At 60.5% G+C, this 12605-nt stretch carries 24 protein-coding genes; 9 read left to right on the plus strand and 15 right to left on the minus strand.

Going from position 1 to position 12605, the window contains the following annotated elements; translation table 11 throughout:
- The 13 genes from ACWF8S_RS08275 to ACWF8S_RS08335 form a co-directional block, all read right to left on the minus strand.
- Entirely contained in the window at positions 1 to 513 is a 513-nt protein-coding gene (locus ACWF8S_RS08275; RefSeq protein WP_447556386.1) for a hypothetical protein, read from the minus strand.
- The gene (locus ACWF8S_RS08280; protein ID WP_447556387.1) at positions 510 to 1097 is read right to left on the minus strand and encodes a hypothetical protein; all 588 of its coding nucleotides are present in this window, start codon (positions 1095 to 1097) and stop codon (positions 510 to 512) included. Before ACWF8S_RS08280 ends, ACWF8S_RS08275 begins: the two co-directional genes overlap by 4 nt.
- Positions 1094 to 1564: a hypothetical protein gene (locus ACWF8S_RS08285; RefSeq protein WP_447556388.1), complete on the minus strand. Its 471-nt coding sequence runs from the start codon at positions 1562 to 1564 to the stop codon at positions 1094 to 1096. The genes ACWF8S_RS08280 and ACWF8S_RS08285 overlap by 4 nt, the downstream gene beginning before the upstream one ends.
- On the minus strand, positions 1561 to 1824 hold the full coding sequence (locus ACWF8S_RS08290) for a hypothetical protein (protein WP_447556389.1): 264 nt from the start codon (positions 1822 to 1824) through the stop codon (positions 1561 to 1563). Before ACWF8S_RS08290 ends, ACWF8S_RS08285 begins: the two co-directional genes overlap by 4 nt.
- Complete coding sequence (locus ACWF8S_RS08295) at positions 1821 to 2441, minus strand: HNH endonuclease signature motif containing protein (RefSeq protein ID WP_447556390.1); 621 nt, start codon at positions 2439 to 2441, stop codon at positions 1821 to 1823. Before ACWF8S_RS08295 ends, ACWF8S_RS08290 begins: the two co-directional genes overlap by 4 nt.
- The gene (locus ACWF8S_RS08300; RefSeq protein WP_447556391.1) at positions 2425 to 2769 is read right to left on the minus strand and encodes a DUF4406 domain-containing protein; all 345 of its coding nucleotides are present in this window, start codon (positions 2767 to 2769) and stop codon (positions 2425 to 2427) included. Before ACWF8S_RS08300 ends, ACWF8S_RS08295 begins: the two co-directional genes overlap by 17 nt.
- Positions 2766 to 3719, minus strand: coding sequence for a recombination-associated protein RdgC (locus ACWF8S_RS08305; RefSeq protein WP_447556392.1), 954 nt, complete (start codon positions 3717 to 3719; stop codon positions 2766 to 2768). The genes ACWF8S_RS08300 and ACWF8S_RS08305 overlap by 4 nt, the downstream gene beginning before the upstream one ends.
- A gap of 1 nt (position 3720) precedes the next feature.
- On the minus strand, positions 3721 to 4017 hold the full coding sequence (locus tag ACWF8S_RS08310; protein ID WP_447556393.1) for a hypothetical protein: 297 nt from the start codon (positions 4015 to 4017) through the stop codon (positions 3721 to 3723).
- Between the two features lie 81 nt (positions 4018 to 4098).
- A complete protein-coding gene (locus ACWF8S_RS08315) occupies positions 4099 to 4710 on the minus strand; it encodes a hypothetical protein (RefSeq protein ID WP_447556394.1) in 612 nt (203 codons plus the stop codon).
- 10 nt (positions 4711 to 4720) lie between these two features.
- Positions 4721 to 5017: a hypothetical protein gene (locus ACWF8S_RS08320; RefSeq protein WP_447556395.1), complete on the minus strand. Its 297-nt coding sequence runs from the start codon at positions 5015 to 5017 to the stop codon at positions 4721 to 4723.
- On the minus strand, positions 5014 to 5325 hold the full coding sequence (locus ACWF8S_RS08325) for a hypothetical protein (RefSeq protein WP_447556396.1): 312 nt from the start codon (positions 5323 to 5325) through the stop codon (positions 5014 to 5016). Before ACWF8S_RS08325 ends, ACWF8S_RS08320 begins: the two co-directional genes overlap by 4 nt.
- Entirely contained in the window at positions 5322 to 5705 is a 384-nt protein-coding gene (locus ACWF8S_RS08330) for a response regulator transcription factor (protein WP_447556397.1), read from the minus strand. Before ACWF8S_RS08330 ends, ACWF8S_RS08325 begins: the two co-directional genes overlap by 4 nt.
- Before the next feature lie 150 nt (positions 5706 to 5855).
- Positions 5856 to 6728 (minus strand): LexA family protein, encoded by an 873-nt coding sequence (locus ACWF8S_RS08335; RefSeq protein WP_447556398.1) that lies wholly within the window; start codon positions 6726 to 6728, stop codon positions 5856 to 5858.
- Here ACWF8S_RS08335 and ACWF8S_RS08340 point away from each other — a divergent pair.
- The 9 genes from ACWF8S_RS08340 to ACWF8S_RS08380 all read left to right on the plus strand — a co-directional run bounded on the left by ACWF8S_RS08340 (position 6618) and on the right by ACWF8S_RS08380 (position 11379).
- Positions 6618 to 6848, plus strand: a complete 231-nt coding sequence (locus tag ACWF8S_RS08340; protein WP_447556400.1) for a Cro/CI family transcriptional regulator — start codon at positions 6618 to 6620, stop codon at positions 6846 to 6848. The two genes, ACWF8S_RS08335 and ACWF8S_RS08340, sit on opposite strands and share 111 nt — an antisense overlap.
- An 82-nt stretch (positions 6849 to 6930) precedes the next feature.
- Entirely contained in the window at positions 6931 to 7782 is an 852-nt protein-coding gene (locus ACWF8S_RS08345; protein ID WP_447556401.1) for a DNA adenine methylase, read from the plus strand.
- Positions 7779 to 8732, plus strand: coding sequence for a helix-turn-helix domain-containing protein (locus tag ACWF8S_RS08350; RefSeq protein WP_447556402.1), 954 nt, complete (start codon positions 7779 to 7781; stop codon positions 8730 to 8732). Before ACWF8S_RS08345 ends, ACWF8S_RS08350 begins: the two co-directional genes overlap by 4 nt.
- A gap of 1 nt (position 8733) precedes the next feature.
- Positions 8734 to 9372, plus strand: a complete 639-nt coding sequence (locus ACWF8S_RS08355) for a replication protein P (protein ID WP_447556403.1) — start codon at positions 8734 to 8736, stop codon at positions 9370 to 9372.
- Positions 9369 to 9683 (plus strand): hypothetical protein, encoded by a 315-nt coding sequence (locus ACWF8S_RS08360; protein WP_447556404.1) that lies wholly within the window; start codon positions 9369 to 9371, stop codon positions 9681 to 9683. The genes ACWF8S_RS08355 and ACWF8S_RS08360 overlap by 4 nt, the downstream gene beginning before the upstream one ends.
- Positions 9684 to 9825: 142 nt before the next feature.
- On the plus strand, positions 9826 to 10044 hold the full coding sequence (locus ACWF8S_RS08365; protein WP_447556405.1) for a hypothetical protein: 219 nt from the start codon (positions 9826 to 9828) through the stop codon (positions 10042 to 10044).
- Complete coding sequence (locus ACWF8S_RS08370; RefSeq protein ID WP_447556406.1) at positions 10041 to 10346, plus strand: hypothetical protein; 306 nt, start codon at positions 10041 to 10043, stop codon at positions 10344 to 10346. The genes ACWF8S_RS08365 and ACWF8S_RS08370 overlap by 4 nt, the downstream gene beginning before the upstream one ends.
- A gap of 5 nt (positions 10347 to 10351) precedes the next feature.
- A complete protein-coding gene (locus ACWF8S_RS08375) occupies positions 10352 to 10726 on the plus strand; it encodes a RusA family crossover junction endodeoxyribonuclease (RefSeq protein WP_447556570.1) in 375 nt (124 codons plus the stop codon).
- Between the two features lie 32 nt (positions 10727 to 10758).
- Entirely contained in the window at positions 10759 to 11379 is a 621-nt protein-coding gene (locus ACWF8S_RS08380) for a hypothetical protein (protein WP_447556407.1), read from the plus strand.
- 184 nt (positions 11380 to 11563) lie between these two features.
- Here the strand turns inward: ACWF8S_RS08380 and ACWF8S_RS08385 are convergent, their stop codons facing one another.
- Positions 11564 to 11920 (minus strand): hypothetical protein, encoded by a 357-nt coding sequence (locus ACWF8S_RS08385; RefSeq protein ID WP_447556408.1) that lies wholly within the window; start codon positions 11918 to 11920, stop codon positions 11564 to 11566.
- Positions 11917 to 12603 (minus strand): hypothetical protein, encoded by a 687-nt coding sequence (locus tag ACWF8S_RS08390; protein ID WP_447556409.1) that lies wholly within the window; start codon positions 12601 to 12603, stop codon positions 11917 to 11919. Before ACWF8S_RS08390 ends, ACWF8S_RS08385 begins: the two co-directional genes overlap by 4 nt.
- Positions 12604 to 12605: the final 2 nt, after the last annotated feature.

Below are 12605 nucleotides of genomic sequence, written 5' to 3' on the forward strand. Positions count from 1 at the left end.
TCAGTCTCCCGTATATCGCTGGCCGCCGGGGCCAAAACCCTGACCCTGCGCCCATTCCTGCTCTTTTTGAGCGATGCTGTCGTTGAGGCGCTGCTGGCGCTCACGCTCGACCAGCTCGAGCACGCCGGGGCACTCGGCGATCACGCGCAGATTCTCGACCTCGTTTTGCAGCTGCATGATCATGTCCCAGGCGATGTCGGAGAGCGCCCACATATCCGCTGGGGGCTGGCCGTCGTTGCAAACCCGGCCCAGCCCGTAGCAGCCCCCGCACGGCTTATCAGGATTGCCTTTGATGTGATCGCGCCCGGTGCCGTAGCACACGGAGCAGTCGTCGGGGCGTAGTTCGCGCCAGTGGGTTGTCCAATCCGTTTGGGTCGTGACGCTATCGACCCCCTTTATCAGGTCCGAGTAGGCGACCAGCCATTGGCCGGCCAGCGGGCCTGTGCCTTGGTACTGTTGGATCTCTTTGTATCCGCCGCCTTGGGCGCGGTGGGTGTGGGTGGGCTGGGTCATTGGTGGCCCTCGGCTTGTTGGCGAAGATCATCTGCTAATTCCATCAGCTCGTTGTAGTACTCATCGCCATTGCCTGGGTATTCACGCGTTCCAGTTGAGGGGTCTGTTGAGCCGTACTCTTCGTCGTAAGCATTAGCTTTATGCTCTATGATCCGCGCGGCTTTTCTCATCCCTTCCGACTGATTTAGCGCGTCGCGGCGTTCGAGTGTCTTGCCAGTAGGTCCGTTATCTTCGAAGAATGGAGCGTGCCCGCCCGTGGCCCGCTCCAATACTGCTTTGGCATCATTTGGATAATCCGGTGAGCAACCGCCCGAGCGCGCTAAGCCGTGTAGCATGTTTTGGCACGCGATGAGCTCTTTGATCAGCTCGGCGCGGTCGGCCGACAACGCGTCGTTTTGCTCTTGCTGTACAGTATTTTGTTGGTTAAGGAACGCGATGCGTGCCACCAAAGGGTTTCTAGGGCACTGCTGGTCGTGATCCATTATCTGGTAGTGGGCTGCAGCCATGTCGGTAACTTCACGCGTGTCATAGATGACAGCTTCGCCACAGTAGACGCACATGGCGGCATGGGTGTTGTCAGTCATGATTCATCCCCCGGGGCAGGCAGTAGCGGCGGCATGGTGCCGGTGTCGTAAGCGGTTTGAACTTGCGGCAGCATCCAGCCGCCGACGGTGCCGCCGTTGGGTAGCACGATGTGGGCGAGGAACTCTTCCTCGAACTCTGTAATGCCAGACTCGACCGCCTCCAGCTTGGCCTTGATGACCAGGGCGAGGGCGCGCCAACGCTGGCGACACGCTTGCTCCCACGCCTTGGCGGCTTGCGCCGGTGCGCGGTCGCGGCCGGTGTCGGTCTGGGTGAAGGCGGTGCTGTTGCGGTCGGGCATATCGAGGTTAAAGCGCACGCGGCGGCCGTTCATTTGGAACGCCATCACCGCGGTGGCGCCGTCCCAGCCGTACATGAAGCCGCTGGCGCCGTAGCGCGAGACGGTCTGCTCGATCTCGGCGCGGCTACGTTCGCTCGAGACGCTTGTATTTTCGGCGTAGCGGGTCACTTGCCACCCCCAATCCGCGGAAATCCGTCCTCGTCCAGTTGATCGCCCGCTGGCAAAAAGTCGGTGCCAGGTGCACGCTTAAGGATTTTCAGGCGCTCGTTTTCAGCGCGGGCGGTATCAATCACCTGCCCGGAGATCTCGCCAACAGCTTTGGCGCGCTGTAGCTCTTCTTTCAGGGCATCGCCTTTGAGGCTCTCGTCACCCAGGCGCTCAAGCTGGGCAAACAGGTGGTTCCGTAGGTCGTCGATCTTGTTTTTCATAGCTGTTTGCTCCGGCGATTAATTTTGCGGTTGAGCGCTCCACGCAACTGCACCAAGTGGGGAAGGGGCGCAGGCAGGTTCAGATAGCTGTTGCGGCGCATCAGCTCGGCGCGGGTGATCAGCTCCAGGTTGTCCTTTGCAAAGTTGCGCGTGTTGGCGTCACGAAACACGACAGCGTGACCCTTGGGGACCGGCTGGCCGTTGTGCCTTTCCCATTCGATGTGACTGACGGGCACCCAGTCCGCCGGCGCATACCCTGTGTCGGTCATCTTCCGCTGCAGATAGCCGTCTTTCGTCACGCGTTCAGTCCCAATCGGCTGCCAAGTGTGTGGCCTGTTGCCCTTCTTAAAGCGGCCCTTTTCACTACCTGGTGGACTGAACGGCTTGCCTTTATTCCAGGTGGCGTGACCCTTTTTGAAGCACCCCGGCTGGTTGCGCTCCATGTAGGCTTCGGTCTTGTACCAGCCGTGAATGACTGCCTGGTTTTTGATACTGCTCACACTACGGTTGAAGCGCGCCGCCAAGGTTGCGTTATCGGTATCCGGATATACGAGCGCGAGCGCGGCGGTATCCTCGGGCGACCAGCGCCGGGGCGTGCTGTTATAGCGTTTGGGCATGGTCGACCTCCTGTTTTTCGTGTTCATCAATCAGCTGGCCCACCAGGGTCACGGTAAGCCCGACCCGGTGCGCGACATGCAGTTCGAGCTGGGCGCCTTTGGAGCTCTCCCAGCCGGGCAGCAGGGCGATGGTGTCGCACGTCAGCATGTCGCGCAGGTCTTCGCGCAAATACTCTTCCCAGGTGAGCTCGCCGAGCTCGCTTTGCTTTTCGGCCGGGTTCACGACTTCGAAGCCCAGGTTGCGCAGCTTCAAGGCCAGGAAATTGAAAGTGCCGAAGTTCAGCCCGGGCAGGCCCGACATGGGCCCGCTGAGGTAGATGCGCTTCATGAATCCCCCTTCGTGCTGGCCACCGCTTGCCCGCGCTGGGCTTCCCCACCCATCCATTCCACAATGCGCGCAACGCTGTCGCGCAGGTTGCGTGTCATCAATGCGAAGTCGGTCTCGAAGCGGGCCAGGGCGTCGTCGCCGTCGTCGGTCATGTCGGCTTCTTCGATTAGCCGGTCACCGAAGCGCAGCGACTTCAGGGTCAGATCGTCGTGGAGTACGAACGAGAGCTCACCCTCGATGCCCAGCGCGAGCTGCGTCGCCTGCCGCCCGCTTTCGAGGTGCTGCTGGATCTCGTCGCTGTCGAGGTCGAGCTGGCGCCCGCGGATGACGCCGTCATCGCCCTTGGCCTTGAGCTCGAACTGGTCGCCCATTTGCATGTCGGCGGGGCGGGCGGCGGCATCGCCCAGCCAGTTGGTCATGGCGCGTACGGGCAGTGTTTGCGTGGTCAGCGGGGTAACTTTCAGCGTGCCCAGGGTTTCGCGTAACAGGTCGAGCACTTCCTCGGCACGGGCACGGCTGCCGGTGTTGACGCCGATCAGCTGGCGCTGGGTGTCCCACCACAGATCTATTTTGGTACTGCGCACGAACGCCCGGGGCATGAACTCTTCGGTCACCTGTTCCTTGAGCGCGGTTTTCTCCTTGCGGGTCACCTTGCGGGCTTCGCGCGCCTCGATGTCGGCGACGCGCTCGGCGACTTCTTCGGCGATGACGGACGAGGGCAGGAGGCGCTCCTGGCGCAGGGCGCTAAACAGGAGGTGTCCGCCGTTGTCCACGGTGTGGAGTAGCTGGCCACTGCCCAAACGGCCGGAGGGGGCCGTCCAGCCCAAGCGGCGGCCGTCGGCGCTTCCCAGGGGGCGAGTGATGCACGGCACCAGACTGGCTTGGAGGTCAGTGGATGACAGTACGCGTACATCGTGCAGGCGGTAGAGGTGTAGGCTTTTGAACCACATATCAGGCATCCTCATCTTCGTCGGTGGCTTCCTCAACCTTGAGCGGGAATTCGCCCACCAAGTGGAGCGCGATTTGTAGGCCAGTTAAGAAACCCTTATGAAGATCGGTACCCGCTTCAAACTGGACGGCATCGCCAATCTTGATGCCTTTGTCCTTCATGGCGATGATGCCTTCCATCTGATCCCGCACAGCTTGATGGTGCTCTTGAGCACGCAGCACCAAGCGGTACATATCTTCGCCGCCGCGAGCTTCTTCAGCAGGCTGGGCTAGTTCGTTGAATTGATCATTGATACTCATTTTATTGGTCTCCCTGTTTATTCTGGTCGGGCTTCGCTGGCGCGGGCTGCTTAAAAATGCGGTCGAAGGCAGCTTGGTCGATCATGCGGCCACCTTCTGCGCGTCGTACTGCTGGATAGCCCAAACGATGGCGTAGCAGCACCAGAGGTAGTGGCCTTTCCACTGCTTGCAGTCGACTTCGAAGAAATCGTTAAACAGGAGCTCGCCGTCGAACTCGAAGTCCATCGCACTTCTAAAAGCCGAGAATTCGTGCTCGCTTTCGCTCAATACTTCGCTTTCCACGTCCTCCCAGGCTTCTTCCTTTTTGCTATCCGTCCATTCCTGGGTGGCTTGCTCGAACCACTCTTGGATTTTCGCTTCGAACTTTGAGGGCACCCACTCTCGAGTAATGTAGTCTGGCGCCGAACTTGGCCCCGCCTGCAACTTTTCGGCCCAGTAGCCGGGGTTGATGCCGAGCTCGTCATTCCGGAAAAACTCGAACATGTCCTCGATGCGCTGGAAGACGTAGCAGCCCATGTCACCGCTGATGCAGAGGAATCCCGGCCAGGTGGTGATATTGAAGTAGCGATCGGAGGAGCCCGGCTTCGAGCACTTCAAATGCCGGTGTAGGCCGTCGTCGTGGATCACCGTCAGTTGGTGCTCGCCAATCGTGTCTTGAAAGCGCTCTAGCGGTGTTTTCTGTTGTACGGTCATCGTCATCCCCTCAAAACTGAACCAGTTGATAAGCGCCAGCAGGCAGTGCTGGCCGGGCAGGGCGCATACCCGGGCACTGTTCCGCCACGTCAATGCGGTCATCCCAGTCGTAATGCCCCACGCGGTTCTCCAGCGGTACGCCGCGGGCTTTTTCGGCCTCGAATACCGCCACGCCTTCGCAATAGACGAGAAGCTGGCGCCGGGGCTCGTCGGCTTCGCCGGGGGCGCCGTGGCCCAGCACGGCCAGGCCGGTAATGATCGCGCCCAGGGCGAGCGCCCAACGGGTGTTCGTGCGTTGAGTGCTCATGGGGTGCTGTCTCCGTTGGTAGCGCTGTCGACCAGTAGCTCGTTCAGGTGCTCGCGGACCAGGTGGATCTCGGCCAAGTCGATGGGGCACATGGTGTACTTGAAGCTTTCATGCTTCGGCGTCTCGCCCGACAGCCAGGAGTTCAAGCTGATGAAGGGGGCGGTGGTCTCGAGGCAAACGCGGTACTTGCCCAGCAGGGTGACGGCCAGCGCCAGCTCTTGGCATTCGAGCAACAGGCACACGCGGCCGGAGGGCACGTTGTGCGCGGCGAATACTTCGGTGATGGTTTTGGGGTGGGAGAGGCTCATGCGCTGGCACCCCCGCGGCTGGACGAGATCAGGCGGCTGGCGCTATACGGCGAGCGGGTGCGCATGGGCTGGCGCTGACGAAGGGCAGGGGCGTCCGGGCTGATGCTGCTGACAATGAGCGCCAGCAGAAGCGGGGCGATCCAGCCACGGCGCATGGCCTCAGCGACGGCTGCGGTGGCGCGGTAGGCGTGGAGCTTGTGATAGGCGCGCGCCAAACAGCTCTTGACGCTTTCGGGGGAGCGCCCCGTGGCTCGAGCGATTTCTTTATACGTTTGCCCAGCGGCAAGAAGCATCATGTCGATGGCTTCGGTACGGGTGAAACCCAAGCTACCGCGCTCGGTGTTTACGCTTGCTTGCCAGTTACCTTGTGTGATGTGCATGGTGAGTGCCCTTGCATTGCGTTAAATATGAGCAAAGTATGCGAAAGCTCATATTATCTGTCAATGCGAATACTCATATTTTTTATGAGGGCACAAAAAAACCGCCATACGGCGGCCTACTTTTAGGTAGTAAAAATTAACATGAGGGACTTAAAGGTTCATTTGGGCTTTAACAGCCACACCTATAATCCGGCAATTGCCATTGCAATGTATGATGGGGTAAGCAGGGTTAAGCGCCTTTAGATACTTTTGACCACCATCGACAACCAGTTTTTTGAATGTCGCTTCATTGCTGTCATCTATCTGGGCAACTACCAGTTTGCCGGGCGTTGGCTCTATGCCGGTATCCACTAATACCAGTGTACCCTCGGGTATGGTAGGCCTAACGCCGGCTGGCGCTGTCATAGAGTCGCCGGTTACTTCCAGCCAAAACGCTTGGCCTTTTGCTTGGTAATCAGTCGTTTCGTGCCGCTCCTCAAGCCCTGGCGGGTAAGGGACAACACACTCAGCGAACCAGCCTGCTTGCACCTCAGATATGACCGGGTAGCGGTAATAGCGTATGGGCTGTGCTGTAGGGGCGATATTTGATTCATACAACGCCGTATCTTCTTCAACACCTGGCAGCATGTCGCCAGCTCCAGCAGACAGCCACCGATAGTTCACGCCCAAAGCGTCTGCAATTTTGAGCAGATGCGTTGAGCTATGGTGCTTACCCGTTTCCAAGTTGGAGATCGTTGCCTGATCGATCTTTGCAGCTTCTGCCGCTTGCTTTTGGCTGAGGCGTGCATGCTTGCGGGCGAGTTTGATTCGGTCTTTGAGTTCCATGCTCTGATTATTATGCGCGGGCTCATACGCTTGCAAATGAGATTGCGCATATACTACTCTATGCGTATTCGCATAAGAGGCCGGGCCATGAACACTATCTTTTCTGAACTTGTCGACCATTTCGGCGGCCAGCAATCCACTGCTAAGGCTCTCCGGGTCAACCAGGGCGCCGTTTCCAATTGGGTCAATAGCAAGCACGGTATGTCTCCTGCTGTCGCATTGCGTGCCGAAAAACTGACGGAAGGTAAGTTCACAGCCGTTCAGCTTTGCCCCTCCGTATTCAATGAGCCGCCGGTTGATGAGGCGGTCTCTCAATGATTCCAGTCTATGCAATTCGCCCGCTAACAACATCGCCCACGCAGGGGGTGTGCGGGTATACAGGTATTTGTGAGGTGTGGGTATGAGCAAACTCCCCCCCGTCCTGCGCTACCACGGCGGTAAGTACCGCATCGCTGATTGGGTGCTGGCGCATTTCCCCGAGCACCGTGTGTACGTCGAGCCGTTCGGCGGCGCCGCCGGCGTCCTGCTCCAGAAAGAGCCGGCCGCCGCTGAGGTGTACAACGACATGGATGGCGAGATCGTCAACGTGTTCCGCGTGCTGCGTGACCCGGAAAGCGCCAAGCGGCTGGCCCACGCGTGTAGCTTCACGCCTTATGCTCGGGAAGAGTTCAACCTTTCGCAGGTGCCGAGTGACGACCCCATCGAACAGGCCCGCCGGACGATGTTCCGCGCCTGGGCGAGCTTTGGCAGTGCTGGCGCTACACGTGGACGTACCGGCATGCGTACGTATACGCGCCCCGATGGTCGCCATTCAGACGTGGCCAAGTGCTGGGCACGAGTTCCTGACGCTATCCCACACTTTGTAGAGCGTTTTCGTAACGTAGTCGTTGAGAACCGCCCAGCTATGGATGTTATGGCCCAGCACGATACGGCGGACACCCTGCACTACATCGATCCGCCGTATCTACCTGAAACGCGCAGCGCTGGTAGCACGGGCTATTACCGCCACGAAATGACCGTGGAAGAACACGAGGCGCTGTTGGCGTTCGCTAAAACGCTCCAGGGCTACGTGATTATCAGCGGTTATGAGTCCTCGCTATACAACAACCGCCTAAATGGCTGGCGCCGCGTGAGCCTCGCTACGTCTGGATCTTCTCGCTTTGGCAGTGTGACGCGTACCGAGTGCCTGTGGCTGTCGCCGCGCGTCGTCGAACGGGAGCGTCTACTGGATATGCTGGGGGGTGCCGCATGAGCCTTCACGCAATGCACTGGGCCCGCCAGTCCCTCAAGACCGTACCCGATACTGTCAAAGCCCCGGCGCGGCTGGCGCTGATGCTGTTGGCCGATTACGCCGATGAGCAACACGCCAGTTGGCCGTCGATCAACACCATGTCGCTCGAGATGGGGTGCTCCCAGCGCAGCGTTCAGCGTGCTATCGACCTGCTCGAGAGCCATGGCTTGGTGCGTGTCGAAAAGCGCCAGGCCAGGAACGGTCGCCAGATGAGCAACCTCTATTTTCTGGCCGTCGAAGGCTCATTCGTAGGGTGTCAATCTGACACCCCCACTATATGCGGCCAATCCGGGGAGGGTGACAACCTGACACCCTACGAGGGTGACAAATTGACAGGGGAGGGTGACACCGGTGTCAGGGGGAGGGTGACACCCGTGTCACCCCTTGACTCTACCAATAGGACTCTAACCCTAAACCCCTCTCATTCTGGCGCGAGCGAATCCGAGCCTAACGTGTTCGAACGTGCCGCCGGCCAAGCCGACGACGGCGAGCCCGCCGCCGCCCCCCAGGGCGAACCTCGCAAAGCCGCGATGACCCTCGACTGGGAACCCGAGCCCGAGACCTACCAGCTGGCGTGCTTCCAGCGCGGCCTCGCCGCCGATGCCAACGTGTACGACGCCCTGGTCGATTTTCGCGAGCACTTCGCCGCCCAGCCAAACCGTACGAACACCCCCGCAGACTGGACCCGCCGCTTTGCGCGCTGGGTCGCCGAGAACGCTCAGCGCCAGCAAACCCAACATGCCCAACGCAACGCCACCGGAGGCACCGCCCATGCAAACCGCCGCGACCGTACTCCCAAACGCCGTCTCACAGCTCAGGAAGCCCGGGCAGCCGCCGAAGGGCGAGCACCCGAGCCCAGCCACGGCCAAACGATCGAAGGCGAATTTCGCACCGGCGGTTACGTCCGCTGACGTGGACGAGCTGTTCAACGTGATGGGCGAGCTGTTCGGCAACCGGTTCACCAGTGACTGGGGCAGCTATGACGAGACCGGCGCGTGGTGGGCCGAGCTGAAACCGCTGGCGCCCGCACAACTGGCCATCGGCCTGCGCCGGGTGCGCCAACGCGTCCAGGACGCCGCCCGCCAAAACGACACCGCCTGGCCGCCGATGCCCGCTGAGTTCGCCGCCCTTTGCCAGCCCAAGCCCGAGGATATGGGCCTACCGACCGAAGCCGAAGCGTGGCGAGAGGTCACCGGTAACGCCCACCAGCCCGGCCAGCACCGCTGGAGCCATGAAGCGGTGCGCATGGCCGGCGCCGCCGTGGGCTGGTGGGATCTGACCCACGGCGGGGGCGATACCCGCGCCAGCCGTCTGGAAAGCCGTTTCCGGAAAGAATACGCCGCGCTGGTCAACCGGGTGATGGGGGGCGAGCAACTACAACCGCGCCACCTGATCGGCCACGACAGCCAGTTAAGTCGGGGCGAACGCGCCGAGCGCGCCAGCCGGGAAGCCGCCCAGCAGCAGGCACACGCCGCGGGCATGCCGGACCGGATGAATTCAGAACAGGGGCGGCGTGCGTTGCGTGCCGCCCTGGGAGGACGTAAATCATGAACACCGCATTCCAACCGACCGGCAATGAGGTCAAACAGGCCGCGTTCAGCGAGCACCGCCGTAGCGGGCAGCTGAGTTTCTCGCGCCGTCGTGTCGTCAACGCGCTGGCCGCTGGCGCAAAGACCCGCAACCAGCTGGCCAATGATACCGGCTTGCCGTTGGCGAGCGTGTGCGGCCGTTGCCGTGAGCTGCTCGACCTGGGCTACATCGACGTGGCGGGCATGAGCGCGGATAGCCCGGCCCGGCAAATGCTGAGTCTGACGGAAGAAGGTCGCGCGAAGCTCGATCGGGCGACCGGGGGTGCCGCATGAAGCATCAAGCGCACCTGCCCGCAAAATGCCCGTCGTGCCAGTACCGCAAGGCCGCGACCGAGTTTCGCGAGCCGGGTACCGGGCAGGCGCTGCCGGCGTGTAAATCGTGTTTGCGTAAATCACAGCGCGGGAGGGCTCGGGCATGAACTATCAAACCAGTCTCGGTGCGAAGATGGCCGCCCGGGCTGATGCCGATGGCTTGGGAGGCGATCACGCGTTACGGAACAGAGCCGACGAGTTCGAAAGCGCGGCATCAGGATTCTACGCAGAAGAGCAAACCGTCAGCGCAAAATGTTTTATCGGCGCATGGGCCAGAGCCAACAACGCTTGGAGCGAATACACCGGGGAGCCTTTGCTATGACCGATAAACCGAAAGGCGGCCCGTACGCCAAGCGCGCCGCCATGCTGTGCCAAAACGCTCGGTTCGGTCTTTACCTTGACCAGCGCCGCCGGCGTGTCGGTAATCTCAATGAAGAGCACCTGCCGGACGGCACCCACACGCCCGAAGACTGCGCGGACTGGGTACGCCAGGCGTGTGGCGTCGAGAGCCGCGCCGAGATCGACCACAACGCCGACGCGCGGGCGATGCTCGATAAGATCACGGCGGACTACAGCAACTGGGAGCGCGGGCAGCGCCAGCGGAATGCAGGAGGTGCACTTTGATCGAAGTGAACATGCCATGGCCGCCCAGCACGAACCGCATCTGGCGCAACGTGGGCAAAAACACCGTGCTGAGCAAGGAGGCCCGTTTATATCGGAATCGCGCCTTGGGTGAGTTGCTGGCCCAGGGCGCGGCACATAAAAAGATAGCGGCTCGCGTAGCGGTCGACGTCACCCTGCACCCCGACAATGCGCGCAGCTTCGATATAGACAATAAGCTCAAGTCGTTGCTGGATGCGCTCACGTATGCCCGGGTATGGCTTGATGATGGCCAGGTCGATGAAATATCGATACGCCGCTCTTCTGAGTACAGGAAGGGCGGTCAAGCGGTTGTAGCGATCAGGGCGATTGAAGGGCTTGAGACTGAAATGGGGAGCGCGTAATGGGCATGGCACTACAACACACAGGGGGCGCAATGCGCGATTATCGATACATGGGCATCCAGCGGTTAAAAGAGCTGGCGCGCGGCACCCACCCCGACCACGACCCGGAGGCCGCCCGGGCGTTTGTCGACCGCGTCTTGGACATGGAAGCCGAGCGCCTGACGTGGCTCGAGCATGAGAACGAGGGGTTCCAGCCGTTCAGCCCCGTGGCCACGTTGGGCCAGCAGCCGGGGGGCGGTACGTCCGCCGCCGAGCCGTTGGCGATCGCGTACGAGCGGGGGCAGCGGGTGAGTGCCGGGCATGCCTTCGCTAAGGAATGGCTGGCGGGCGCTCGGTTGAAGCCCAGGGCGCGGTTGGCGGTGTTGATTCGCGCGGCGAAGCTTCACCCGATGCCGACCCAGCAGGGCGCGCCCTGGGCGAAGGGCTACGATTTCATCGCCAAGCACCTGCCCATTTACTCGCGCATGTTGCAGATGGGGTCGCTGTCGGTGATGGGGGATATAGTGCCGACGGTGGTGGAGACCGATAAGAGCGGGGTCAAGCACCTGGTGCCGAACAAGAAGCGTGCGCATGCGATTTTCAAAAACGGAATGGCGATAAAAGAGGCGGATCGCTATGCACGCGTCGAGCTTTTACTTCTGGCGCAGGTGTAGGCTTATTTATTGACGCACTATAATCGATTTGGCACTATTAAATTCTGGCTACTGAGCAAGTAGCTTAGCAATAGCACCACATGCTGAACGTTTGCTGCCGAATAGGCAGTTCAGAAAATTACAGCACCGATATAGGTGTTAGCTGCCGAGCAGGCAGAAAAGCCCCGCTAAAAGCGGGGCTTTTTTATTGCTCGCGAGCGGGTTTGAAGATCGTGGCGTTCTCTTTCGCCTCGCGCCACGCCTTTGTTCCCTTTTCCTTAGGCAGCCCTTGCCGCGCTATCCACTCGCCGTACTCCTCGGCCAGCTTAGCCACTTGGGCGCGTTCGCTGGCGCTGATATACCGGCCCCGTTCAAGCATGGTTTTAAGGCGAAGGCAGAACGCTTTCGTTTCCGCAGGTGGCTCGCGCAGGATGATGGTTTCGCGCGGGGCTGATACCCGCTCGACGTGAGGCGTGGCCATACGCTCGGCGAGTTCGGCGCTGGCTTTTTGAATCAGGTCGATCAGTTGCGCGTCGCCGAGCTCCGCTATGTTGACGTTCATACCACTCCCGCTTCCAGCGTTTGTACGCCTAGGCGGTGAAGCAACAAATGCCACATTGCAAAGCTCATACTCTGGCGATTCTTGGCGCTTTCCTGAGCAGTGTACTTGCGGAAATTGGGAGGCGTGACGCCCACCAACTCGGCGGCGGCCGCGCCGCTGATACCAATGGTGGCATAGAAGCCGACAATATGGCGGATCTCCCAGGCAGTGGGGGCTCGCCATTCATCTGGGTCAGTGTTCAGCACTTCATGGGGCAGTAGGTTCGCGATCCATGCGTATTTGGGCAGCTCATGTTCGGCCCGCAGCCGGGCGAATTCGCCCAGGGTAACGACCTGCGAGTATTTGCCGCTTTCGTCCTTTAGCCAGTACTCGAAGCGGTCGTCCACCAGCCCCGGGGTCATGTCGGGCAGGATGCCGGCGGCGGTAAAACCGCTTATCACTTCGCCTTGGCCATCGGTCAGATAAATCTGGTGGCGGCGTTCGTGATCGTTTCTAAGCGCACGGTAAAGATCGCTGATCGCGTCGTCGGCCGCGTCGATAACCTCGGTTTTGGTTTTCGCAGGTGTGACTATTTCGCAAGAATATTTTGCGTTATAGCGGATTTCGAAGCGTTGGCCAATTTGGCCCAGGCTTTCGCCCGGGATAATAGTAAAGGGGCCGACTGTGACATCTTGCTTTAACATGA

The organism is Vreelandella xerophytica, from assembly GCF_968048975.1.